Raw genomic sequence first — 23532 nt, forward strand, 5'->3', positions numbered from 1 at the left:
CGGGCCGCGCCGGGGGGTTTACGGCGCGGCCCGCTTTACATTGTGTCCGTATGAGTGAGTTGTCGCATCAACCGGCGGACTACTTGGCGTCGTAGGCCTCGGCGTCCCACCAGTCGAGCTGGGCGATGTTGTCGCGGATATGCTGACAGCTCTTGTGGAAGCCCTCGAGCTCGTGCTCGGAAAGGTCGAGCGTGTAGACCTCCTCGACGCCCTCGGCGCCGATCACGCACGGCAGGGAGGTAAAGATGCCCTCCTCGCCATACTGGCCGGTCATAAGCGTAGAGGCCGAAAGCACGGCATGCTCGTTGTGCAGCACGGCGGCGCAGACGCGCGCGGCGGAGTTGGCAACGGCGTACTCGGTGCACTGCTTGCCGGCGTAGGTCACATAGCCGCCCTTGCGTGCGAGCTCCTCGACCTCCATGTGGTCGAAGGCGTACTTGTCGGGGTTCTCGGCCTGAAGCTCGTTGAGGCTCTTGCCGGCGATGGTTGCGGCCTTAAAGGCGGCCAGCTGGCTAAAGCCATGCTCGCCGATCATGTAGGCGTCGATGGACTTGGGGCTCACCCCGACCTTCTTGGAGATCTCGGTGCGCAGGCGGGCAGAGTCCAGGCCACAGCCCGAGCCGATGATCTTCTTGGGATCGTAGCCGGTCAGGTGCCACAGCTCGGTGCACACGACGTCGCAGGGATTGGAGATGCTCACGAAGACGCCGTCGAAGCCGGCATCGACGATGCGCTTGGCAAAGGTGCGGGCGGCGTCGGTGGTAAAGAACAGCTCGCCGTCGCGGTTGCCGGCGGCCAGTGCGACCTTGCCGGCGGCGTTGACGATGACGTCGCAGCAGGCCAGCTCCTCGTAGTGGTCGTAGCAGTTGACGATCTTGGTGTTGTACGGGACAAACGAAAGGGAGTCGCGCAGGTCTTGGACCTCGGACGTCACCTTTGCCTCGTTGATATCGCAGAGGTACAGCTCATCGGCAATGCCCTGCATGAGCAGGCTGTTGGCGACATGTGCTCCTACGTGGCCCTGGCCGACCACACCGATCTTACGCGTCTGGTACATATACGTATCCTTTCGGCCGAGTTTTTCGCATCGAACCATTGTAGCGTCCTGCTGCCACTTTGCTAGGCTAAAGCGCCGTAGATTTTTGGGACATGCCTTAATCTCTACTTTTGGAGTGATTTGGGCCGCTGACGGTGTCTCGGGGCGATGCACTCGCGCGGATGGGGCCGCTCGTTGTACCATAGCTGCAACTGACTCGTAAGGAGCATCCATGCCCATTCGCATCCCCGACGCCCTCCCTGCCGCCGCGCAGCTCGAGAGCGAGAACATCTTTGTCATGACCGAGTACCGCGCGCTGCACCAGGACATCCGTCCGCTGCGCGTGCTCATCCTCAACCTCATGCCAACCAAGATCGCCACCGAGACGCAGATCATGCGCAAGCTCTCCAACACGCCGCTGCAGGTAGAGGTGGACCTGCTACGCACCAAGACGCACGAGGCCACGCACGTGAGTGCCGGCCACCTGGAGACGTTCTACCGTACGTTCGACGACATCCGCGATATCCACTACGACGGCCTGATCATCACGGGCGCGCCGGTGGAGCAGATGCCGTTCGAGGAGGTCGACTACTGGCCCGAGCTCTGCCAGATCATGGATTGGTCCACCACGCACGTGCACTCTACGCTGCATATTTGCTGGGGTGCACAGGCAGGGCTCTACCATCATTACGGTATCCAGAAATGCGACCTGCCGGCCAAGGCGAGCGGCGTGTTTGAGCATTATCTGGTGAAGCCGCAAAGCCCGCTGGTCCGCGGCTTTGACGACCGCTTCTATGCCGTGCACTCACGCAATACCGATGTGCGCCGCGAGGACGTGGAGGCCGAGCCACAGCTTGAGGTCGTGGCCGTATCAGACGAGGTGGGCCTGTACATCGTCAAGTCGACCGACAGTCGCCGCTTCTTTGTCTTTGGCCATCCCGAGTACGATACCGACACGCTGCGCCTGGAGTACGAGCGCGACGTGAAGCGCGGGCTCAACCCCCAGGTGCCGGCGCATTACTTCCCAGGTGACGACCCCACCGCCGAGCCGCGCAACGTCTGGCGCAGCCAGGCCCAGCTGCTCTACACCAACTGGCTCAACTACTACGTCTACCAGACCACGCCCTACGACCTGGCCCGCGCCGGCGAGGAACACTAGGCTACGGCCGCGGTTGTGGCTGCGGCTGCGGCGTGACGAGCGTGGATTTTCGGATGCCCATCTTGTGGGTGCGATACAACGGCGGTTAGGCGCTGATGATGTGGGGTAGCGGCAGGTCGTGGGTGTCGGTGGGAACGTGGTCGACACGCTGCTCGTCAAAGGCGATGCCGATGATTTGGCATGCGGGCGAGAGCGTGGGCAGGTAGCGGTCGTAGCAGCCGCCGCCATAGCCCAGGCGCGCGCCGGTGTGGTCGAAGGCTACGAGCGGCACGACGATCATATCGAGCGCCTCGGCAGGCACGATAGGAAAGCGGCTGCTGTCGACGTCCGTGGCTGCGAAGGCCCGCGTAGGGTGGGCGATAAACGGGGCCTCGGACGCATCGCCGGCAGCAACTGCCCGCATGCACATGCGCTGGCCACAAGCCACGGTGTCAGCTGCCGAGAACACGCACGGATAGGCCACGCGCCAGCCGTGTTTTGCGGCCGCTGCGGCAAACGCGGCAGGATCTGCCTCGGAGCCCATGGCGGCATAGACGGCAACGGTGCGCGGGGCCGCGGGACCCGAGCCGCCCAGCAACTCAACGAGCCGCGCGCATACAGCAGCAGACTTTGCCGTCCGCATATCCAAATCTAGAGCGTCGCGCCGGGCAATTACCGCCCGCCGCAACTCGGCCTTATCCATCCCGGCCCCTCTCTCAAACCTACCAAAAAGGGACAGGTTTATTTTGGTAGGTTTTATCTGGGCAAATGTCGAAACCACCACGCAAACCATCGCAAGGGGAGCAGCTCATGGACACCTTCGTGGGTTTTGACGAAGAGTGGGTGTTCGCGGCGGTGTGTCTCGATCTGTAACAGTAACTCGGCAAAATCGGGCCTAGATGTTACAGATTGAGACAAAGGGCCGGCGTCATCCGAAAACGTCTCGATTTGTAACATCTGGAGCCAATATTGCTGCCTAGATGTTACAGATTTAGACAAACTGGTGTGACGGGCTGAGCTGCCCCGCCCAGGCAGCGGCAAAAGAAAAGGTAGATTTTCAGGCATGTCCCAAAAATCTACCTTTGCTGTGCGTTAGCCCAGCAGGTCGAGGACGTTGAAGCCGGCGTTGCTCTTGGCGATGACGTCTCGGCCGCCAAAGACGCAGGTGGGCGAGACGGCTGCAATGCGCGTCACGTCGGCGCCGAGCGAGCGCAGCTCACCGGGCGTGGCGGCGAGCATCTGGGCGCGGCGCTCCTCGCGTGCATGCGGATCGAGTCCGGCCAAGTAGGTCGTGTTGCGGCGTTTGGTGAGCGCGTACGGCTTCACCGGCGCGTCCATGCCGCTCACGCAGCTCACGATAAAGCCCTCAAAGGCGGCCACGTCGGGCTCAAAACTGCCGAGCCATTCGCCTGCGCGCGCCACGCGCTCAATCGAGGGGTCGATTGCCGGGTCGCGGTAGGTGTAGAACGCGGCCTGACGCTCGCCTGCCGCGCGGAATCCGCAGCCGTACGCCCCGCCTTTCACGCGGATCTCGTTCCACAGGTAGTCGTAGGAGAGCGCGTTGGCGGCAACCGCCCAGGCGCCCGTCACGTCAATGCCCAGGCGACGCGGGTCGCATGCGCTTGCCGCAAAGCAGATGTCGCTGGGGATGACGAAAGCCTCGTGACGGTCGCACGGCGTCGGCACCACGAGCGTGTCGCGGCCGGCAACAGCACCGTCGCCCGCGCCCAACCCCAGGTCGCCCGCGGCGGCCCAGTACGCGTCAAAGTCCTCATCGCTGCCGGTAAAGCTCGCCAGGCAGCCGTCGGCCACAAAGATGCGGCCTGCCAGCTCGGCAAGCTTGGCGCGCAGGTCGTCCAGACACTCGTCAAAGTGGTCGAGCAGATCGCGCAGGAACAGGTAGAAGTCCACGCCCGAAAGCTGCTCGCGCACCACGGCCGAAGGCGAGCTGTAGCTCATCGCGCGACCAAGAGCCGCCGAGTGACCGTTGTTGATAAAGCCCTGCTCAAGCCCAATGCGAATCTGCGTGAGCACGTCGCGCACGCGGTCGGCGTCGGCATCAAGCAACAGCGTGCTCGACCACACCTCGCGCGGCAGGCTCGCCAGCGCATCGATCTTTTCGGACAGGGCGCCGGCGCTCACCAGCAGGTAGGGGCGCACGCCGTCCACGTCGGGCTGGGTCATGACCTCGGTCGTAAAGCTCAAAAAGCCCAGCCTGCCAGCGATGAGGTTGTCGAGCTCCTCGGCCGAGTGTTCGCTCGTGGGTAGCTGTTTGAGCAGGCGGCAGAGCAGGGTCACATAGGGCAGGTCTTCAAACGCGACGCAGCTCAGGTCGAAATACTGCATGGCGTAGGCCAAGCGGTTGGTGGGGATGCCGTGGCGCAGGCAGGGGATGGGCGCGGTCGTGTCCACGACCAGCGGCGGCTCGGGGCGCGCCTCGCCAATGTCGGACACGCGCAGGCGTGGCAGCGTGGCCTTGGCCTCGGGCGCGTCATCCGCCTCCTGCGCGGCGCGCAGCACGGCCGTGCGCTCGACCACATCGGCCAGCTCGGCATCGGTCATGGCGTCGCGCTTGGCTGCCAGCTCGGCGGCCTCGGCACCCTCCGAACCCTCGGCGGCATCCACCGGCACCAGCTCGACCAGCGCCATGTGGTCGTTTTCCAGCACGAGCTCGCGCAGCAGGTCCTCAAAATAGCTGCCGTCCAGCTCGCCGCGCAGCTCCTCGTACACCGGGCCGTATTTGAGCGCCAGCGTCGCGGCGTCGTCATCGTAGAGCCAGGTGCTCAGCGCGTCGCACGCAATGGCCACGCCGTCGGCGATACCGTAGTCGCGCTGGCGCAGGTCGTATTCGTTGCTGCTGATGATGGCCTCCAGGCGCTCGCGCGGAACGCCGTGCTCGCACAGGTCGCGGCAGGCGTCCTGGAACACGCGGCGCAGCTCGCGCGCCACGCCGGGCTGAGCGTTTTGCAGCATGATGAGCTCGTTGGGCTGCAGGCTCTCGGCCGCGGTGTAGCTCACCACGTTGCCGCCCAGGCCGGCGGCCAGAATGGCCTTCTTAACCGGCGCCTCGTTGGAACCCAGCAGTGCCTCGAACAGGATGTCCGCCGCGATCGTGCGCTTGCGGTCGAGCGCGCTGCCCAGCACAAGACCCAGGCCCACCAGGGCGTTCTCGGGTGTGGTTGCCATCTCGACACGCTTGTACTCGCAGGTCACGGGCGCCTGCACGACCAGCGGATTGGGCGCCAGCGTGGACGGGTCCTCGCCGGCGGCGACGGCTGCGTCCATGCGGCGGCTCGCGGCACTCGGCTGCGACAGATAGCGCTCGTCCAAAAAGGCCAGTGCACGGTCCACGTCCAGGTCGCCGTAGAGCGTGATGTAGGAGTTGGAAGGATTGTAGTGGCGCGCGTGCGTGTCCAGGAACTGCTCGTAGGTGAGCGCAGGGATCGCGCGCGGGTCGCCGCCGCTCTCGTGCGCATAGGCGGTGTCGGGATAAAGCGCGGCGTTGACGGCGTCGTCCAGCACGCTCATGGGGTCGGACAGCGCGCCCTTCATCTCATTGAAAACCACGCCGTTATAGCGTAGCGTTCCCTCGCGCAGGCTTGCGGAACTGCCGTTGCCCTCGCCCTCGGCGCCCTCCGGCAGGTCCAGCTCGTAGTGCCAGCCCTCCTGCTCAAAAATGGTGGGCTTGGTGTAGATGGCCGGGTTGAACACCGCGTCCAGGTACACGTCCATCAGGTTGTACAGATCCTGCTCGTTGGTGGTGGCAACGGGGTAGATGGTTTTGTCGGGGTAGGTCATGGCGTTGAGGAACGTCTGCATGGAACTTTTGATCAGGTCGACAAACGGCTCCTTGACGGGAAACTTGGCCGATCCGCACAGCACCGAGTGCTCGAGGATATGGAACACGCCGGTGGAATCGGCCGGCGGCGTCTTAAAGCCAATGGCAAAAGCCTTGTTTTCGTCGTCGCACGCCAGGTACAGCAGGCGGGCGCCCGAGGCGGTGTGGCGCAGCACGTAGGCGTCCGAGTCGAGCTCGAGCACGGTCTCGCAGCGCTCGACGGCAAAGCCGTGACAGGTGGTGCCGGGCACCAGCAGCGCGGCGGCAGCGGCGCGCGGGTCGGTTAAGGTGGTGGACATATGCAGTCTCCTTTGACGCCCCAGCGGGGACGAATCGAGTCGAATCCTCGAGAGTATACCCATATGAGGCCGCGGCTCTGCGGCGAACTGGAGACGATGTGGGTGGACTAGCCTAGCTAGGTTGATAACGAATGCCGCGGGTAGCCGCTGCATCCCGCTAAAGTGAAATAACACCCCGTTTACCGAATCATTTAGGAAATATATGGACTCCTAAAAAGTTCTAATACAATATAAGTCATCTATCTATAAGCTGCTGATTCCTTGCAAAGGTATGGTTGATATGGTTGAAGCAAATAGCGTTATCCCCCTGTACAAACAGATTGTTCGTGCGCTTTCTGATTCGATCGCCAACGGCACGTACCGCCCGGGAGATAAGCTCCCGACCGAGGCGGAGCTCATCGAGCAATTTGGCGTGAGCCGAATAACGGTTCGATCCGCAATTAAAGAAATGGAAGATGCTGGGCTTGTTGAGAGGGCCCGCGGCAAGGGCACGTTCGTTTCGTCGGACACACAGATGTATGCCGCGGACGACCGTGAGAGCTTTACCCATTCGTGCCAGCTTGCGGGAAAACAGGCGTCTACCAGGGTTCTCGCAATGGGCTGGGACTTCCCAAGCCTGCGAGACGCGAAGTTCCTGGGCGTAGACGATACCCAAAAGGTATTGCGTAGTCGTCGTCTGCGCCTTGTGGATGACAAGCCCACGATGCTGGAAACCAATAGCTATTCCGCTGCGCTTTCTTTTTTGGAGCATGAATCCCTCGAGGATTCGCTGATGGCGGTACTCGATCGCCAGGGGATCAAGATGGGCCCCAACACGCGTACGCTCGAGGTCTGCTATGCGAGCGAGCTCGAGGCGGCATACCTTAACGTGGAGCTGGACTCTCCGCTGCTTCTGTTTGTCGATAAACGTTATGCTCCAAGCGGCGAGCCGCTTTTCATCTCCCGTCAGGTGTACTGCACCGAGCGACTGAAGTTCTATCTGTAAGCAAGGGCGGCCGTTCTGTAAAAGGAGCGGCCGTTTTACCGACCAATTGTTACCGTTCGCGGAATTAGAGAATTAACGCACCGCAAAAAGGAAATTGCTTATATACTTTGTTATGACAATATAGTACGTCTTATTGATATTGGAGAACTATGAATAAGATATTGCTAGCGAGTCATGGTTATCTCGCCCAAGGTATGAAAAGCTCTCTGGAGATTCTGATGGGCGCCAACGACCGAATCGAGTGTCTGTGCGCCTATGTCGATGACGACACGAGGGATGTCGCAGCGCTTATCGATGCTTGGATGGAGTCGAAGGATCCGGCCGACACGTGGTTTGTCGTAACTGACATCTTTGGCGGCTCTGTAAACAACGAATTCATTCAGAGACAGACCACCGGATCGTTTACGTTGATCGCCGGAATGAACTTGCCGCTGCTGGTGGAAATGGTTACACAGCTGGACTCCCTGGATGCGGACAAGGCCAAAGCCGCGGTCGAGGGGTCGCGTTCGTTTATTCAGCTTTGCGAGGCGGCGGACATGCTTGCCGATGTCGAAGAAGAAGAGTTCTAGCTCAAGCTTCAACGAATAATTCAACCCTGTCATTACCTTTATTACGCGCGGAGATGATTACGATGATTAAGCTTACGAGGGTCGATTACCGATTGATTCACGGCCAGGTCGCCATGTCTTGGACGCATGCGCTGGATGTCGATTGCATCCTGTGTGCCAGCGATGCCGTGGCAAAAGACGACATGAGAAAAGCCGCTTTGAGGCTGGCTCGTCCCAACGGCGTGAAGCTCGTCATAAAAGACGTAAACGCGGCCATCGAGGCGCTCAACAGCGGCGTCACCGACAAGTATTCGCTGTTTATCATTGTCGAGACGATCGAGGATGCCTATCGCCTTGCTAAGGGTTGCAAAGACATCAAGGAGATCAATTTGGGCGGAACTCGAAAGTCTCCCGAGACCACGCTTCATCCGACCCCCGCGATCTTTGCGACCGAAACCGATGCCGAGCATATCCAAGAGCTTGTGAACGATGGCGTGGTTATCGAAATCCGTCAGGTTCCCAATGACTCAAAGGTATTTGCCAAGGACGTTTTCTAGCTGGAAACATGCCATTGTCTAGCATTTATTAACTAGATCCTCCTTTCTTTAGCCCGTCGATTATTTGATCGGCGGGCTTTTTATTAAAGAAAAATCAAAAAAATCTGAAATAGTTCTTGCATAGTTAGTTATATAAAGTATTATAACGTCATGGGATGAATGAAGGGTTCATCCAAGTGAGTTAGGAGTAAGGGATGTTCAATTTCGATGAGCCTCGTTACGAGAAGGTTGTGAGCGATGCCCTCGCTCTCCGTCCTCAGATTGAGGCTGCCGTGGACGAGGTCTGCGAGCAGGGTTATTCCAACATCTTCTTCATCGGCTGCGGCGGCACCTGGGCCCACACGCTCCCGATGAAGTATTGGGTCGAGACCACCACGGCCGACGTCGACGTCCACTGCGAGATCGCCGCTGAGTTCCTCGCATGCCCGCCCAAGACCTTCAACAAGGACTCGGTCTGCGTCTTCTCCACCCGTACCGGCACCACCCCCGAGATCATCGAGGCCGCCAAGTTCTGCCAGGAGCAGGGCGCCCGCACGCTGATGTATGTCTCCAACGACAACACCCCGGCCACTGAGTACGCCGATTACAAGTTCTTCAGCTTCGCCGAGGACGACGTTCTGTGCGAGGCCATCTACACCTACCAGATCACGCTGGTCGCCCGCTTCCTCAAGAACGCCGGCGCCTTCCCCAAGTACGACACCTTCATGGAGGAGTTCGGCAACATCGCTCCGTACCTCATCAAGGCCAAGGACGCCCAGGACGAGCGCTGCGCCGCCATGGCTGAGGACTTCAAGGACACCGACTACCACATGGTGATTGGCTCCGGCATGCTCTGGGGTGAGGCCTACGACTACGCTATGTGCATTCTCGAGGAGATGCAGTGGATCAAGACCAAGTCTATCCACGCCGCTGAGTTCTTCCACGGCACCATCGAACTGTGCGAGGAGGGCACGAGCCTCATCATGCTCTACGGCGAGGACGACACCCGCAAGCTCATGGACCGCGTGGACAACTTCACCCACATGCTCGCCGACGAGAAGGGCGTCAACGTCCGCGTGAACAAGTTTGACACCGCCGAGGTCGAGCTGCCGTTCAGCGACCCCGAGTTCCGCAAGATCGTCTCCCCGATGGTCACCTACACCATCACCGAGCGTCTGAGCTGCCATCTCGAGCACGTCCGTAACCACCCGCTCACCACGCGTCGTTACTATCACCAGATGAACTACTAATCCTCTCAAATTGCTGTGGTTGTCTGCAGACGAGCTGCGCAGAATGCCTCGCCTGCAGACCTGTTTCTGGGGTTGATCTAAATGGTTGTCCAGTATCTTCTAATTGCACTGGTCGCATTTATTGCGTCCATGGACGAGCAATTATTTGGCATTACGATGCTTGGTCGTCCGCTGTTTACGAGCCTGTTTGTCGGCCTGATTCTTGGCGATGTCCAGCAGGGCGTTATCGTCGGCGCTGCTTTGGAGTCCATGTTCATGGGCGCCATCATGGTCGGCGCGGCGGTTCCTCCCGAGGTCTATGCCTCCGGCGTGCTTGGCTGCGCGTTTGCCGTCATTACGGGTACGGGCACGGCAACTGCCGTCGCACTCGCCCTTCCCGTCTCCGTCTTCCTTCAGGTGTGGCGCAACTTCTGCTACGCCGTTCCGGGTGCCTTTGCCTGCAAGAAGATTGAGACCGCTCTGGCAAATCGCGATCTTGCCAAGGCGAATCTGTACCATCTGACCATCGTGCCGCTGTCGATTGGCATTCCGTCTGCACTGCTGGTGTTTTGCTCGCTGTTCTTTGGTGCCGACCTCATCAACAATGCGCTTAACGCTATTCCGCAGTTTGTGATGGACGGCCTCAACGTTGCGTCCGGCGTCATGGTCTGCATCGGCTTCGCTCTTCTTATTAGGACCATGGGCGACAACAAGCTTCTTCCTTGGCTGTTCATCGGCTTCATTATGGTCATTTACCTCAAGATGGACGTGGTCGGCGTCGCCGCAGCTGCCATTTGCGTCGCGCTGCTCCTGGCCTTCCGCGAGGGCTCGTCCGGTCCGCAGGCGGTTGCTGCAGATGAAGAGGAGGACTTCTAATGGCTACCCAGAACACCGACCTCAAAGAGGCCAAGAAGGATGCGATTATGACTCCCGATATGTATCGGAGCATGTTCCTTCGCCAGTTTACGAGCCAGTGCTCGCAGTCGTACGACAAGATGATGGCAATGGGCTTCATGTACACCATTCAGAAGCCCCTGCGAAAGATCTATCCCAACGACGACGATTACTATGCGGCGCTCGATCGCCATACTGAGTTCTTTAACATCACGCCTCATGTGCTTCCGTTTGTAGCCGGCCTAACGGTTTCGATGGAAGAGCAGGCGGCTGCCGATAAGAACTTCGACACGTCCTCGATTAACGCCATGAAGGTCGGCCTCATGGGACCGCTTTCCGGCATTGGCGATTCGTTCTACTGGGGTACGTTCCGCGTGGTCGCTGCCGGCATTGGTATTGGTATCGCTTCGACGGGCAACCCGCTCGGCCCCATCGTGTACGCGCTCATTTACTCCGTGATTAACTTTGCAACGCGTATCGTCGCAGCCCATCTGGGATACGACCTGGGAACCAAGTTTTTGCAGCAGTCCGAAGAGAACAACCTTATGTCTCGCATGACGCATGCTGCCGGTGTCCTCGGAATGACCGTTATCGGCGCCATGATTGCGGCACAGGTCTCACTGTCCACTGCCTTGACCTTTGACGTGGGCGGTTCGGAGATTGTCCTGCAGGATCTGTTCGATTCGATCTTCCCCGGTCTGCTGCCCTTGCTGGCAACCTTTGCCTGCGTCGCCCTGTACAAAAAGGGCGTCAAGACCATTTGGATCATCTTGGGCATCTTTGCAATCTGCATCATCGGAACGGGCTTGGGAGTGTTCGCGGCGGCGTAATGTTAACTCCTATGCTCGCGCGTTGGATAGCTAACTGACCGTTTGAAAACGGGGCTCGGCGTAAGGCCGGCCCCGTTTTTTTGAGGGATTTTCCGACTGTCCAAAAATCCACGCTCGTCCATTGCTTACGCATCTCTCATCTCTCATTCGTCACTAATACGAGAGATAACAGAAAGACGAGAGATGAATATGAGAGATAACTGAGCAGCAAAGAGACAAGAAATCACGGTATTGTCTCAATACTGATTGTTCTACCAGCAAAAACATGTTTAAATGAAACAGATGGTAGATATCTTATCTCTCATCTTTCACTCATCTCTAATACGAGAGATAACAGAGAGACAAGAGATAATTACGAGAGATAACTGAGAGACGAAGGAAATCTATTCGCGGCATTCTCCGCCGGACCGAGCGAAAGGACGTGCAGATGAACGAGAACGAACTGATCGGTCTGCTCGAGTCTTTAAGGCGCATGGGCTCGGACGATCTTAGCGTCGAGGTCAAGGAGAGCGCCACGACGCTTTCTCGCGACGTATGGGAAACGGTTAGCGCATTCGCGAATACCGCCGGCGGAATTATCGTGCTCGGCGTGAGCGAGCGCGCGGGCTTTGTCCCGGTTGAGGACTTTGAGACCGAGAAGGTGCTCAACCAATTTGTCGCAGGCATGGGTGATGCCGGCGGTCGCGGAAAACTGGCCAATCCGCCCAAATACACTATTGAGCGCGTGGAGCTTCGGGGCACCGTGGTTCTCGTTATCACGATTGAGGAGCTCGACCCGTCGAGCAAGCCCTGCTATGTAATAGAACGCGGCGCCCAGGGCGGCAGCTACAAGCGCGTCGATGACAAAGACGTACCCCTTTCGTCGACCGAGGTTTTGGCACTGTCGTCATATGAACGGACGAGTCCTAGCGATCGCGATGCGGTGCCCGGCACGAGTGCGGGCGATCTCGACGAGTCGCTGGTCGACCGCACGATAGAGCGTGCCTATTCGTTGACGCCTCGAGCGATGCGCGGTGCGGCGGACAAGAAGACAAAGATGGAGCGTCTGAATTTCCTCGACTTCCAGGGCAAAGTTACTAAGGCCGGGCTCCTGGCTGCGAGTGCCTATCCTCAGCAGTTCTATCCTAAGCTCTTTATCGATGTGGCGGTCTATGCCGGAACGCAGAAGGGCGCGGCGGGGTCGTTGAGGTTCATGGACCGTACGATCTGCGAGGGAACGTTGGGCGAAATGGTCTCGGATGCCGTCGCGGCAGTCGCCAAGAATTTGCGGCGAACCTCGACGATCCAAGGCGTCTCGCGTGTCGACTCGCTGGAGATTCCCGAGGAGGTCCTGCGCGAGGCAATCGCCAACGCCGTAATCCACCGAGAATACGGAGATCGGTTCTGTGGGCAGTCGATCGCTGTTGACGTCTTTGATGACCGTATCGAAGTGACGAACCCCGGCGGCCTATACGGAGGAAAGACTCGCGAGAACTTGTTTGACGGCAGCTCCCGGTGCCGCAACGCGACGCTCATGAAACTCATGTCGATTGTTCCGCTGCCGGATGGCGCAGGTTCGCCGGCTGAGGGCAATGGCTCGGGCATCCCGATGATGATCGATGCCATGCGCGCGCATGGTCTGGCCGAGCCCCTGTTCTGCCCGGGGTTCGATCGGTTCAAGGTCGTACTTTACCGTTCAAAGATCGAGCCGGTCGATCATGGCGGGGGCTTAATTGTGACGGCACTCAAACACTACGGCGAGCTGGGGACGCGTGAACTGGCAGAACGCACGGGGCTTACAATTTCCCAGGTTAGGTCGCGCGTCAACGCGCTCATTGCTCAAGGCGAGCTTGAGCCCACGGCGCCGGCGACGAGCCGCAACCGCAAGTATCGACTGTCAGAGCGCGTGGAATAAATGCGTTAGTGGACGAGGCGACCCAATAATCGACCCTCAATTGGCGCCCACTAAGGTAAGGCGGTTGTTGCTCAGTCGACGGTGATGCTGAAGATTCGGCTTACGCCGGCATGGCCCCGAACCCGTCCATCAAGAACAGCCTAAGAACCAGCTTGATGACATATCCCGGTTTGACTTCTGCCGCGTCAAAGACGTGGCGCTCGGCGAGCTCGCTGCAGTATGCGTAGATATCGCGGATAAGGTCCGCGCCCGAAAGCGTAAACATGTAGCCCGCGTCCGAAAGCGCATTGGGCGCGGCGGGCAACTTGGCCATGTGGCAGAACGTCTGCAGGTCGGGCGCCATAACATTCTGGTAGTCGAGGTGGCCGCTGGCATCCTGTGCGGCAAGCTCCAATTGGCGCACAAAATCCAGCGCCGCCGCTAACACAAAGCTCGGCGTAGGCGCATTGACGTCCTGAGTGGTCGCCACAAGCCTGCCCGCCGCTTGCGTGACAAGCCAAGCGACCTCGCGCTGGCAGCGCACGGCCTTGCGCGTCACCGGCTTGATGGACGAAGAAGAAACGCTTCCCTTAGGCGGATTCGAAGCAGCCATAAGACCCTCCCATGAACAATCCGGCCCAACAAGCCCGGATGAAACACGTGCTACATCAGTATACAGGGGAGTGGGATAGCGGGGTATGAGCGCGCCAGCGGCAAACCGAGAGCATCAACGATGTGCCGATCGCGGAATGAGATCTCGTAATAATTGACTCTCGGCCATATTATTGAGGGGCATGACTCGCGTTCGTATGGTTGTAGGTGCTGGCGATGAACGACATTGACCTTGCTGTTCCGTTGATGGATGGACCAAGCTATGACCGTGCCTGCAGTCTCGTGCCTTCCGAATACGTTGAGGCATGGGAGTGGTTTCTGGGTGAGGAACAGCGCGGCGGCGTTTGGACCAGCCTTCCGCACCGCACCAAGGAAGATAGCCCTCAGTATCAGTATCGTTTGAGAATTGGCGCGGACTTCTTTCCCGTAACGCGGGATTCAGGGATCTTCTGGCCGGGCCAGAACCGGGTGAAGCAAGATCCCAATAAGATCTTTGCGCTTTCGGTCCATAACTCTAAAAAGAGCTTCTACACCGATGTTCCTCCGCTCTATTTGGATGACGGTACGTGGGTCATTAAGTATTCGGTTCAAGCGCCAGGCGCCGTTGGTTCTCGAGACCAGAATTACAACCGTAAAATGCTCAACTGCATGGAATATGGCGTACCAGTCGGAGTCATATTTGCAACCGAGGTGGGCTATAAGGTGCTTGGCCTTGCGTTTGTTGAACGGTTTGAGCCCGAAAACGGCTGGTTTGTTCTGCATGGTCCCGTTCATAAAGGCGGACCGGACCCTCGTTTTGCATCCGACATGAGCTATCTGAAGCACATGCCAGTCGACATTGAGTTTGCCGGACAGAGTGCGACCGATGACGAAAAAGTTCGCTATGCGTTGAGACGCGAGCGATTGGGGCAGCAATGGTTCCGCAAGCAGCTCATTGCCGCCTATGATGGTCGCTGCGCGGTGTCGGGTTGTGGGGTTAACGAGGCACTGGAGGCTGCACATATCGAGAATTACTCGGGACCCAAATCACAGGTTGCCAGCAATGGCATTCTGCTTCGGCGCGATTTTCATGCTCTATTCGATGCTCATCTGATTTCGTTTGAGCCTGTTTGCGGCGAATATCGGCTGTGCGGATCGTACCTGCTGGATAAGACCGACTACGCTTCCTTTGCAGGTGCGACGCTAAGGCAGCCGAATGAGCGTCAGTGGCGACCCAATGCGGTGTTTCTCGAGGCCCATCGCATTGAGTTTGATCGCTCGGAAAAGAAGCGTGAAAAGGCGGGGCTTCTGCCGTATTAGCGTATTTGGCTTTGGCGGTCTTTTACGATCGTGTTGTTTGATCGGATCGCGTGGCGATGCAATCTCGTGCACGCCCGCCGGTGCATGCTCTTCCTGATTTGGATAGCGAGAGAGGAGCGCGTGTGAGCTGGAGAGGCGATATTGCGATGGGGAAGTACGGAAAACTGCCGTGTGCCCTTATCGACAACAATATGTTTCCGGGCGTAGAGGTTGATTGCGGGTCGTTTGCCGTCTCCTGTCCTTATTGCGGCTCACAAATATCGTGTCTCGATATTCGGTTCATCGATGCGCGCGACAGACTCAGCGACGAAGTGAGAAAACGGACGGGCGTTCATATGCCGGTGTATCCGGAGAAATGCCCTGTTTGCGGCCTCGATATCGTGTATGACGTTTGCGACGGGGGATAGGTGATGCGGAGGAGCTGGCTGTGAAGGCCTCTCCGTCTCTACAAATAAACCCCCTCACCGAGCTGCTTGTGGAACTCGGCGTGATGGTCGCGTGCCCAGGTAAAGAGTGCCTGGTCAAAATTGGTATGCGTGGCCGGAACGCCAAAGACGCCGGCAACTTCGACGCGCACAAACTCCAGTGCCGGCAGCTTGTTGATGGCAGTGAGGGCAAACGGGGACGTGGGTTCTTCGAACAGATAGCGGCTGCCTTGCAGCGCGCCGCAACTGGTGCACGTGTTGCCGAGTGATGGGGCTTTGGAGGCTCGCGCGCCTACGGGCTTGTAGCCACAGCGCTTAGAAAGATAGTCGCGGATCTCGCCCGGGACGCAGCCAAGAGCGGGAACAATGGCGAGCGCGTTGGCATTGGTCGTGTCGATGGCAATGTGCCCGGCCTTGTTGGGTGCGTGCGCGATGGCGATGCCCTCGCTGTCATCGGCTCGATAGGGAATGCCGAAGGCCGCGACCGAGGTCTCTTTGTGGCATTTCCAGCATTCGCGCTTGCCCAGTACTAGATATATATACGGCGCAGAGGGGTCGGATCGGTCAACACCGGGCAGCCACTCGGCAAAGGGCTCGGGGTTGACGCCGCTGGGTACATACCAGATCTTCTTGGTCCGGTCCCATTTGGCGCCCAGCGCCTTGGCTTCTTCTTTGCGCGAAAAGGGAACATCGAGCTCGGTGCGCATGGTGGCTCCTTGGTGCTACAGGTGTAAGTGGCTCAAGGATACCGCAGGGTGTGGACGTTGTGGCGTTTTGCCGAGAAGCCGCGGTGAGGACTGGTTGGTTACGCCTTGGATAAACTGGCAAGTAGATGGTCGGCTTTTGGCCAGTTGGGCGGCAACCTTGCCAAAAACTTGACGGATTGCGGTTTGGGCATCGGCGAATGAACACTTTGGCGCACCTCGGCGAAAAAACCGCCGGTCGTTTACCGGAAACTTAACAGGACCGCCAGCCCCCGCCGGCGTGCGTGCTATCTTCGCGCCATGAGGTACTTTATCGTTTCACATAACGCCGCATTGGCGCTGTTGGCGCACATGCCGAACCCTCGCTTTGGGGATTCGGAGCCAGAGGTCGTGTCGATTGCAGGTGCCTGTGCGCTCTTGGACCAAGAAGCGCAGGAGGTTATCGATCGCTATGACCTGGGGATCGAAACGCTGGATTTGCTGGTGCCGTCGCGCGCCGGCCGTCGGCAGAGCAAGCATGTTAAGACGCATCTGTGCACCAACGAGCTCCCGGCGGGTTCGTTTATCTCGCTGGGCCACTGGATGGGCGACCTTGATGCGTATGTGTGCTCTCCCGAGCTGGCGTTTTTGCAGGCTGTGCACGATGGCGATGTGGCAGCGGCCGTCTATGCCGGCTATGCGATGACATCGGATTACCGGCTGGATAACCTTGCTCCCGGTGGGGTAACAGGCAGGGATGCGGGCATGCGCGATAGCAGGCTCACGACTAAGGAGCTCATCGAGGCGTATATCGAGAAGTCACCCAAGGTGAGGGGTATCGCGAAGGCAAAGGCGCTGCTTGCATATGTGATCGAGGGGTCGCGCTCTCCGAGGGAGTCGGGGCTCTGCATGTTTATGTCGCTGCCTGCGCGCTACGGCGGGTATGCATTGGGCAAGGCCGAACTTAACAAGAAGGTCTTCATTCGCGATGGATACAATGACGGACGTGATCACAAGCTTCGCGTGTTGGAGCGCACACCCGACATAACGCTTACGGCTAAAGTCGAGGTGGGCATGGATAAAGTAAAGGCCGGGCTGCTGCCAGAGGTGCTGACCGCGATGGTCGATTACGATAGCGATGCCATTCATGACGGACGCGAGAAGATTTACAAGGATGCCGAGCGCCGCAACGAGTTGGAGCTGTTGAGCGGCGTGGCACACTTCACCGTGACGACTGAGCAGGCAAATGACTACGACAAGCTCATCCGGCTGTGCGAACGCATCCGACGGAAGCTGCATCGGAACAAGCGACCCATTTTTAACAAGCCCATGAGCGAGGAGCAGCGATACTTTGCCCTCAAGCGCGTCGAAGCGAAGCGGTTTAAGCTTTGGCAGGTCGTAATCGAGGCGCGTCAACATTGGTAGGGGCGGTTGCTGGGCATGGGACCAAGGGCCTCATTGTCAGGTCTAATACTTTTCCCGAGAAGTGAACGAGTCAAAACGGACCCCCGAAACATCGACACTTTTGGTGGCTTATTTCCTGCGGTTTTATCATTGGAATCCTGCGGTTTTGGCTGTAAAAAGTGTGGATGCTTCAGGGGTCCAAATAAGGTCGTTCACTTCTCGGGAAAAGTATTAGACCTGGTTATGGGAAGGCTGTCCGGATGTGGCCGCGAGGCTTGCGAAGGCCAGATCGGGGCGGTCGCCAAGGCTGTTTGGGTGATTTTGGGGCTGGTTGGGGCGGTCGCCGGGGTTGTCTGGGCGACTTTGGGTGTGGCAGGGGTAATTGCCGGCGATACCGAAGCAACTTGGGGTCTGCCGGGATGATTACCGGTTATGTAGAGGCGGTATCAGCCTCGATTGGGATGGTTATTGGAGCTGCCGAAGCGGATTTGGGTGCCACGGCGCCCTTTTGGCTTAGCACATAAAACAAAACAGCCCAGAGGCATAGCATCTGGGCTGCGAACATTTGGTGGGCGTTACAAGATTTGAACTTGTGACCTCTTCCGTGTCAGGGAAGCGCTCTCCCCCTGAGCTAAACGCCCGATCAAGGGTGCGCAAGTGCGCAAGGGATAATATAACGGAGCTTGAACTCGGTGGCAAGAATATTTTTTAAAATCGCTAACGTTGTGGAATCAAAGGGCTTTGTCGCGCCCATTTTAAAAGAGCTCGCTGCCGTGATTTGGCTGTCGCATAATGCAAAGCCGTTGCGATGCCGAACCATGGAAGAGACGTCTGCGGAATTGTCCTACCGATAAGCGGACAAGCCCCCAGCTGGTGCCTTCGCCGTGGTAAGGTAAGCCGAATTGTTTCCAGGCTGTTTCGGGGGAGCGGGATGAGCAAAGAGCGTGTCGAGCAGGTCGAAGGCACAGGGACTTCGGTGCCGATGACCGATATATCGAACATTGATGTGCCCGAGGGCACCGATGAGCTCAGCCGCAGCACCCGCCGTGCATGGCGCGACCGCCTCAACGATGCCCAGACGCGCAAGATGATCGTGGGCATGTTGGCTACGCTCGTGGGCGGCTCGTTTTGGGGCTTCTCGGGCACCAGCGCGAGTTTTTTGTTCGATACCTACCATGTCGATACGCTGTGGCTTATGAGCATACGACAGATTCTCGCCGGCCTGCTCTTTATGGCTGTGGTTGTCACGCGCGACCGCGCACGCCTGGTTAAGCTTTGGACGACGCCGACCGACCGCAAGCAGCTGTTGCTCTTTACCGCCTTTGGCCTGCTGTTCAACCAGTTTTGCTATCTTTCGGCCGTGCGCCTGACCAACGCCGGAACCGCGACGGTCCTTCAGTGCCTGCAGCTGGTCATCATCATGGGATATACCTGCATCACCGATCGCCGCAAACCGCGCATGCGCGAGGTTATCGGTATTGGCCTGGCCCTTGGCGGCACGTTTTTGATCGCCACCGGCGGCGACCCCACGAGCCTGAGCATCTCGCCGCTCGGTCTGGTGGCGGGTCTTATGTGCGCGGTGAGCGCCACCTGCATGGCGGTGATTCCCGCCAAGATCCTGCCCGAATACGGCAGCCCCATCGTTACAGGCTCTGCCATGCTCACGGCAGGCGTGGTCTCGTGCGTTTTCGTGCAGCCGTGGGCCCATATGCCGGCGCTCGATGCCGCCGGCGTCGAGGCGCTCGCGGTGTTTGTGGTCGTGGGCTCGTTTTTGGCGTACATGCTCTATATGCAGGGCGTCAAGGACATCGGCTCGGTGCGCGCGAGCCTCATCGGGACCGTGGAGCCGGTCTCGGCAACCGTTACCAGCGCCGTTATGCTGGGCACGGTATTTTTGCCGACCGACCTTATCGGCTTTGCCATGATTATCGTAATGATGTTTTTAACGGTGTAGTCGACGCAGCGGCTGATACAAGTTAAAAACTGAATAGGGATTCGCGCATGTTGCGTGTAATCAGGACGCATGTCTGGAGTTTAGCTGCGCGCGTTCAATATGACATAAACTGATAACGTTTATCGACTTTTGTATTGCGAGGATTTCTCTATGGCTGGAAATCATTTTAAAGGTAGCGGAGACGGCCGTTCTGCGGTCCCGCCGCGTTCTAACGGGGCGGGAAGGCCCAGCGCTCCGGGTGGCATTGGCCAGAACGGCGCCGGCAATCGCACGTCTCCGGGCGAGACGGCGATGTTCACCGCTCTGTATGAGCAGTCTCAGAAGGCAAAAAAGGCGGCCCGCGCAAACGGCCAGGCCGCTGCGACCGGGGCTACCCCCGCAGTGCCACCGCGCGAGGTCTCCGCAAATCCCGCAGGCAATGCAGGCAGCGCCAATGCTGCCGGCAACACCTCGTCGCTCAAGGATGCAGGCATCACGGGCAACTTGGGCACGATTTACACGGGAGCTTCCGAGACCGGCACGTTTGCCCGTCTGGACGATAGCGGTGCCGAGTTTGTGGGCTCGGGTTCCAAAGAAGACTATTACGATTTTGGCCTGAACTACGGCGGCGGCACTTCGTCGAGCACGACGTCGGACGGGCTGGTCCGTCATCGTCATCGCAAGGGCGAGAACAAGAACCGTTATGCCGCCACAGCGGTCGTTGCTGTCGTCGCGGTTGTCCTCGTTGCACTTGGCGTGAGCGGCTTCATGTTCTTTAACTCGGCAAAGACCGTGAAGGCCCAGGCAAAGGAGGCCGTGGGTATCGTCGCAGACCTTAAGGGTAAGGTCACGTCGGGCGATTTTTCGACCCTGCCCGACGATGCGAAGAAGATCAACGACCTTTGCAGCAGCATGAAGGCGGAGACCTCGAGCCCGGTGTGGACGATGGCCTCGTTCATTCCGGTGTATGGCAGCGATATTAGCGCCGCCCGCACCATGGTCGACGCTCTGTCCGATGTTTCGAGCGGCGCGCTGGTCCCCATGGCCGATAATCTCGCTCAGGCAACGCCTGGCAAGCTGTTCCAGGACGGGACAATCAACGTGTCCGCGCTGCAGGCGGTCGCCGATTCGCTCTCCGATAGCTCGAAGGCGTTCAAGAGCGCCAACAAAAAGGTGCAGGGTATTGGCGATACGCATATCGCCCAGGTGACCGAGCTGGTCGATAAGGCAAAGGACGGCTTTGCCACTCTGGACGGTGTAGTCGACGCGGCAGAGAAGATCGCCCCCGTTCTGCCCCAGATGCTCGGCGTCAACGGCCAGACGCGCCATTATCTTGTGCTCGCGATGAGCAATGTCGAGATCCGCGCCTGCGGCGGTTTCCCGGGTTCTCGCGGCGTGATGTCGGTGACTGACGGTAAGCTCGAACTGGGCGATTTTGTCAAAGTCGACTTGATGAAAGAGCCTTTGAGTCCGCTTCCCATCACCGATGAAGAGGCAAACTTGTTCACGACCGGATGGGGCCTGACGGGATTCAACACGCTCGGATACACGATGGGCGACGTTACGATGACGCCCGATTATCCGCGTGCGGCTCAGCTTGTCAGCGATATGCAGAAGGCCATTGTCGGAGATGACATCGACGGCGTATTTGCAGTCGATCCGGTATTTTTGCAGTATATGCTCGGCATTGTAGGCGGCACGCAGCTTCCCGACGGCACCGTCGTCGACGGAAGCAACGCTGCAAAGGTACTGATGCACGATGTTTATTGGAATTACCCGGCAGAGGAACAGGACGCCATTTTTGCGGCGGTTGCCGGATCGGCTTTTAACAAGATCGTGGACGAACTGGGCTCCAGCGATATTACTAAGATCGCTGCCGCCATCGAAAAGGGTGCTTCCGAGGGTCGCATCCTGATGTATTCGAGAAACGACGACGAGGAAAAGGCCGCGAAGGCCCTTGGCATCTCCGGCGCTCTCCAAACCGATACGTCGGAGGCTCCGATCTTGGGCGTCTATGTGAACAACTACAGTTACTCAAAGATGGATTGGTTTCTCGATAAGCGAGTCACCATCGATTCTTCGGTTGAAAATGCCGACGGTTCGACGACGTATCGAGTGACCACTACGCTCAAGAACACGATGACCCCCCAGGAGAAGGCCGAGATGCCTGGTTATTTCCAGGGCCATAACGGCATTAGCCAGGATATTGATGACGAGGTGCTGAGACTCTATCTCTATGCTCCCGCGGGAGGCAGCATTTCGGACATTAAGACTTCGGGCTCCGGTTCTATCGAGATGAGCGAAGCGACGCACGATGGCCTGAAGGTTGCATGGGGCGGCGTCCACATGCTTCTTGGACAAGACATAAAGGTTGAGTACACGGTCACGACTTCGAAGGACTCTGGGCACAAAGAGCTTGAGGTTCGTACCACGCCGACCGCTCAAACGTTCGAACAGGATAAGTAAGATATGAAGTACTTTGGCACCGACGGATTTCGCGGCGAGGCCAACGTTGGGCTGACCGTGGAGCACGCGTACAAGATCGGCCGCTTTGTGGGCTGGTATTACGGCGCCAGGCGCGGGGCCAAGGCGCGCGTGATCGTGGGTAAGGACACGCGTCGCTCGAGCTATATGTTCGAGGCGGCGCTGGTGAGCGGTCTGGTTGCGAGCGGCGCAGACGCCTATATGCTGCATGTGATTCCTACGCCGGGCGTGGCGCACCAGACCGTGGAGGGCTGCTTCGATTGCGGCATCATGATCAGTGCGAGCCACAACCCGTTTTGCGATAACGGCATTAAGTTGGTTAACAGCGACGGCTTTAAGATGGACGAGGACGTGCTGGAGCTCATCGAGGACTACATCGATGGCAAGAGCGAGGTGCCGCTGGCCACGGGCAACCACATTGGCGCCACGGTTGACTACATGCAGGGCCGCAACCGCTACATTGCCTCGCTCATTGCAAGCGCGAACTTTTCGCTGCAGGGCGTCAAGATTGGCATTGACTGCGCCAACGGCTCGGCGTCCTCTGTCGCCAAGCCGGTGTTCGATGCGCTCGGCGCCGATGTGCGCGTGATTAACGCCGCACCCGACGGCTTTAACATTAACGTCGACTGCGGCTCTACGCATATGGAGCGCCTGCAGCGCCATGTGGTGGAGCAAGGCTTGGACGTGGGCTTTGCCTACGACGGCGATGCCGATCGCTGCCTGGCAGTGGACGAGCGCGGCCGCGTGGTCGACGGCGACCAGATTCTGTACGTGTGCGGCGTGTATCTTAACAAGCACGGGCGCCTCTCGGGCGGTACCGTGGTGCCGACGATCGCCAGCAACTTTGGCCTGATTAAGTCGCTGGAGCTTGCCGGCCTGAGTGCCGTGACCAGCGGCGTGGGCGACCGCCACGTGTATGCCAAGATGCGCGAGGGCGGCTACAGCCTGGGTGGCGAGCAGACGGGCCATACGATCTTTGGCGATATCGAGCGTACGGGCGACGGCATTATGACCTCGCTGCGTGTGATGGAAGTGATTCGTGCCGAACGCGAGACGCTTTCGCAGCTCGCGGTGCCGTGCAAGCTGCTGCCGCAGGCGCAGGTTGCCGTACGCGTGGCGGACAAGGATGCTGCGCTGGGCAACATGGGCGTGCAGGCCGCCATCGCCGAGGCCGAGGCGTTGCTGGCAGGCGAGGGCCGCGTGCTGGTGCGCAAGAGCGGAACCGAGTCGGTGATTCGCGTTTTGGCCGAGGCCCCCGACCAAGACGCCGCCGACGCCGCCATGAAGCGCATCGCCGCCGCGCTGGAGGCTCTGTAGTTACGCAGTTTTACCAAACCGCGTAACCGCTCGACGCTACATACGGCCCCAAGCGGCAATCTGGCGTTCAATTTCAAGGGCGCGACCAGAAGGTCAGCGCCCTTTCATTTCACGTCACCTTGCTCGCTTGGGGCCGTTTTCGCTGACGTTGCCAAGACATCGACGTCAA

18 protein-coding genes and 1 tRNA gene are annotated in these 23532 nt (G+C 58.9%); 13 read left to right on the forward strand and 6 right to left on the reverse strand.

The window, feature by feature from the left end:
* Positions 1-79: 79 nt before the first annotated feature.
* Positions 80-1057, reverse strand: a complete 978-nt coding sequence (locus ACTNDJ_RS02520) for an L-lactate dehydrogenase (RefSeq protein WP_441063958.1) — start codon at positions 1055-1057, stop codon at positions 80-82.
* A gap of 211 nt (positions 1058-1268) precedes the next feature.
* Here ACTNDJ_RS02520 and metA point away from each other — a divergent pair, with 211 nt between their 5' ends.
* The gene (gene metA, locus ACTNDJ_RS02525; protein WP_427719472.1) at positions 1269-2195 is read left to right on the forward strand and encodes a homoserine O-acetyltransferase MetA; all 927 of its coding nucleotides are present in this window, start codon (positions 1269-1271) and stop codon (positions 2193-2195) included.
* An 85-nt stretch (positions 2196-2280) separates the two neighbouring features.
* Here metA and ACTNDJ_RS02530 read toward each other — a convergent pair whose 3' ends face one another.
* The gene (locus ACTNDJ_RS02530; protein WP_441063960.1) at positions 2281-2877 is read right to left on the reverse strand and encodes a 5-formyltetrahydrofolate cyclo-ligase; all 597 of its coding nucleotides are present in this window, start codon (positions 2875-2877) and stop codon (positions 2281-2283) included.
* Positions 2878-3266: 389 nt separating this feature from the next.
* Positions 3267-6311: an insulinase family protein gene (locus ACTNDJ_RS02535; protein ID WP_441083265.1), complete on the reverse strand. Its 3045-nt coding sequence runs from the start codon at positions 6309-6311 to the stop codon at positions 3267-3269.
* Positions 6312-6591: 280 nt separating this feature from the next.
* Between ACTNDJ_RS02535 and ACTNDJ_RS02540 the strand changes: the two genes are divergently transcribed.
* The 7 genes from ACTNDJ_RS02540 to ACTNDJ_RS02570 all read left to right on the forward strand — a co-directional run bounded on the left by ACTNDJ_RS02540 (position 6592) and on the right by ACTNDJ_RS02570 (position 13227).
* A complete protein-coding gene (locus ACTNDJ_RS02540; protein ID WP_152067323.1) occupies positions 6592-7296 on the forward strand; it encodes a GntR family transcriptional regulator in 705 nt (234 codons plus the stop codon).
* Between the two features lie 149 nt (positions 7297-7445).
* Positions 7446-7865 carry a PTS sugar transporter subunit IIA gene (locus ACTNDJ_RS02545; protein ID WP_152067324.1) on the forward strand — a complete coding sequence of 140 codons (420 nt, stop codon included), beginning with the start codon at positions 7446-7448 and terminating at the stop codon, positions 7863-7865.
* Between the two features lie 62 nt (positions 7866-7927).
* The gene (locus ACTNDJ_RS02550) at positions 7928-8401 is read left to right on the forward strand and encodes a PTS sugar transporter subunit IIB (protein ID WP_138339750.1); all 474 of its coding nucleotides are present in this window, start codon (positions 7928-7930) and stop codon (positions 8399-8401) included.
* 194 nt (positions 8402-8595) lie between these two features.
* The gene (locus ACTNDJ_RS02555) at positions 8596-9630 is read left to right on the forward strand and encodes an SIS domain-containing protein (RefSeq protein ID WP_117640663.1); all 1035 of its coding nucleotides are present in this window, start codon (positions 8596-8598) and stop codon (positions 9628-9630) included.
* An 81-nt stretch (positions 9631-9711) separates the two neighbouring features.
* A complete protein-coding gene (locus tag ACTNDJ_RS02560; RefSeq protein ID WP_152067325.1) occupies positions 9712-10485 on the forward strand; it encodes a PTS mannose/fructose/sorbose/N-acetylgalactosamine transporter subunit IIC in 774 nt (257 codons plus the stop codon).
* On the forward strand, positions 10485-11333 hold the full coding sequence (locus tag ACTNDJ_RS02565; RefSeq protein ID WP_138339748.1) for a PTS system mannose/fructose/sorbose family transporter subunit IID: 849 nt from the start codon (positions 10485-10487) through the stop codon (positions 11331-11333). Before ACTNDJ_RS02560 ends, ACTNDJ_RS02565 begins: the two co-directional genes overlap by 1 nt.
* 427 nt (positions 11334-11760) lie before the next feature.
* Positions 11761-13227: an ATP-binding protein gene (locus ACTNDJ_RS02570; RefSeq protein WP_441056565.1), complete on the forward strand. Its 1467-nt coding sequence runs from the start codon at positions 11761-11763 to the stop codon at positions 13225-13227.
* 100 nt (positions 13228-13327) lie between these two features.
* Here ACTNDJ_RS02570 and ACTNDJ_RS02575 read toward each other — a convergent pair whose 3' ends face one another.
* A complete protein-coding gene (locus ACTNDJ_RS02575; RefSeq protein WP_226790459.1) occupies positions 13328-13819 on the reverse strand; it encodes a hypothetical protein in 492 nt (163 codons plus the stop codon).
* A 215-nt stretch (positions 13820-14034) separates the two neighbouring features.
* Between ACTNDJ_RS02575 and ACTNDJ_RS02580 the strand changes: the two genes are divergently transcribed.
* Positions 14035-15117: an HNH endonuclease gene (locus tag ACTNDJ_RS02580; RefSeq protein ID WP_441056567.1), complete on the forward strand. Its 1083-nt coding sequence runs from the start codon at positions 14035-14037 to the stop codon at positions 15115-15117.
* A gap of 445 nt (positions 15118-15562) precedes the next feature.
* Here ACTNDJ_RS02580 and ACTNDJ_RS02585 read toward each other — a convergent pair whose 3' ends face one another.
* Complete coding sequence (locus ACTNDJ_RS02585) at positions 15563-16249, reverse strand: DUF5710 domain-containing protein (protein WP_441056569.1); 687 nt, start codon at positions 16247-16249, stop codon at positions 15563-15565.
* Between the two features lie 387 nt (positions 16250-16636).
* Here ACTNDJ_RS02585 and ACTNDJ_RS02590 point away from each other — a divergent pair, with 387 nt between their 5' ends.
* Positions 16637-17650, forward strand: coding sequence for a hypothetical protein (locus tag ACTNDJ_RS02590; RefSeq protein WP_441063971.1), 1014 nt, complete (start codon positions 16637-16639; stop codon positions 17648-17650).
* Positions 17651-18195: 545 nt separating this feature from the next.
* Here the strand turns inward: ACTNDJ_RS02590 and ACTNDJ_RS02595 are convergent.
* Positions 18196-18270 (reverse strand) — tRNA-Val (locus tag ACTNDJ_RS02595).
* A gap of 290 nt (positions 18271-18560) precedes the next feature.
* Between ACTNDJ_RS02595 and ACTNDJ_RS02600 the strand changes: the two genes are divergently transcribed.
* From ACTNDJ_RS02600 to glmM, 3 genes are all read left to right on the forward strand, one after another.
* On the forward strand, positions 18561-19583 hold the full coding sequence (locus tag ACTNDJ_RS02600; protein ID WP_441056573.1) for a DMT family transporter: 1023 nt from the start codon (positions 18561-18563) through the stop codon (positions 19581-19583).
* 150 nt (positions 19584-19733) lie between these two features.
* Positions 19734-22028: a DUF4012 domain-containing protein gene (locus tag ACTNDJ_RS02605; RefSeq protein ID WP_441056575.1), complete on the forward strand. Its 2295-nt coding sequence runs from the start codon at positions 19734-19736 to the stop codon at positions 22026-22028.
* Between the two features lie 3 nt (positions 22029-22031).
* Positions 22032-23363 carry a phosphoglucosamine mutase gene (gene glmM, locus ACTNDJ_RS02610; protein ID WP_441056577.1) on the forward strand — a complete coding sequence of 444 codons (1332 nt, stop codon included), beginning with the start codon at positions 22032-22034 and terminating at the stop codon, positions 23361-23363.
* The last annotated feature ends 169 nt before the right edge of the window (positions 23364-23532 follow it).

It is taken from the genome of Collinsella sp. HCP3S3_D1 (genome assembly GCF_052064015.1).
GTDB lineage: Bacteria > Actinomycetota > Coriobacteriia > Coriobacteriales > Coriobacteriaceae > Collinsella.

What these genes read in the sequence shown, in the direction of transcription:
- ACTNDJ_RS02530 (WP_441063960.1), bottom strand. Translation starts at nt 2,877, where the DNA reads ATGGATAAGGCCGAGTTGCGGCGGGCGGTAATTGCCCGGCGCGACGCT.
- ACTNDJ_RS02520 (WP_441063958.1), bottom strand. Translation starts at nt 1,057, where the DNA reads ATGTACCAGACGCGTAAGATCGGTGTGGTCGGCCAGGGCCACGTAGGA.
- glmM (WP_441056577.1), top strand. Translation starts at nt 22,032, where the DNA reads ATGAAGTACTTTGGCACCGACGGATTTCGCGGCGAGGCCAACGTTGGG.
- metA (WP_427719472.1), top strand. Translation starts at nt 1,269, where the DNA reads ATGCCCATTCGCATCCCCGACGCCCTCCCTGCCGCCGCGCAGCTCGAG.
- ACTNDJ_RS02555 (WP_117640663.1), top strand. Translation starts at nt 8,596, where the DNA reads ATGTTCAATTTCGATGAGCCTCGTTACGAGAAGGTTGTGAGCGATGCC.
- ACTNDJ_RS02575 (WP_226790459.1), bottom strand. Translation starts at nt 13,819, where the DNA reads ATGGCTGCTTCGAATCCGCCTAAGGGAAGCGTTTCTTCTTCGTCCATC.
- ACTNDJ_RS02540 (WP_152067323.1), top strand. Translation starts at nt 6,592, where the DNA reads ATGGTTGAAGCAAATAGCGTTATCCCCCTGTACAAACAGATTGTTCGT.
- ACTNDJ_RS02545 (WP_152067324.1), top strand. Translation starts at nt 7,446, where the DNA reads ATGAATAAGATATTGCTAGCGAGTCATGGTTATCTCGCCCAAGGTATG.
- ACTNDJ_RS02580 (WP_441056567.1), top strand. Translation starts at nt 14,035, where the DNA reads ATGAACGACATTGACCTTGCTGTTCCGTTGATGGATGGACCAAGCTAT.
- ACTNDJ_RS02535 (WP_441083265.1), bottom strand. Translation starts at nt 6,311, where the DNA reads ATGTCCACCACCTTAACCGACCCGCGCGCCGCTGCCGCCGCGCTGCTG.
- ACTNDJ_RS02600 (WP_441056573.1), top strand. Translation starts at nt 18,561, where the DNA reads ATGAGCAAAGAGCGTGTCGAGCAGGTCGAAGGCACAGGGACTTCGGTG.
- ACTNDJ_RS02550 (WP_138339750.1), top strand. Translation starts at nt 7,928, where the DNA reads ATGATTAAGCTTACGAGGGTCGATTACCGATTGATTCACGGCCAGGTC.
- ACTNDJ_RS02585 (WP_441056569.1), bottom strand. Translation starts at nt 16,249, where the DNA reads ATGCGCACCGAGCTCGATGTTCCCTTTTCGCGCAAAGAAGAAGCCAAG.
- ACTNDJ_RS02560 (WP_152067325.1), top strand. Translation starts at nt 9,712, where the DNA reads ATGGTTGTCCAGTATCTTCTAATTGCACTGGTCGCATTTATTGCGTCC.
- ACTNDJ_RS02605 (WP_441056575.1), top strand. Translation starts at nt 19,734, where the DNA reads ATGGCTGGAAATCATTTTAAAGGTAGCGGAGACGGCCGTTCTGCGGTC.
- ACTNDJ_RS02565 (WP_138339748.1), top strand. Translation starts at nt 10,485, where the DNA reads ATGGCTACCCAGAACACCGACCTCAAAGAGGCCAAGAAGGATGCGATT.
- ACTNDJ_RS02570 (WP_441056565.1), top strand. Translation starts at nt 11,761, where the DNA reads ATGAACGAGAACGAACTGATCGGTCTGCTCGAGTCTTTAAGGCGCATG.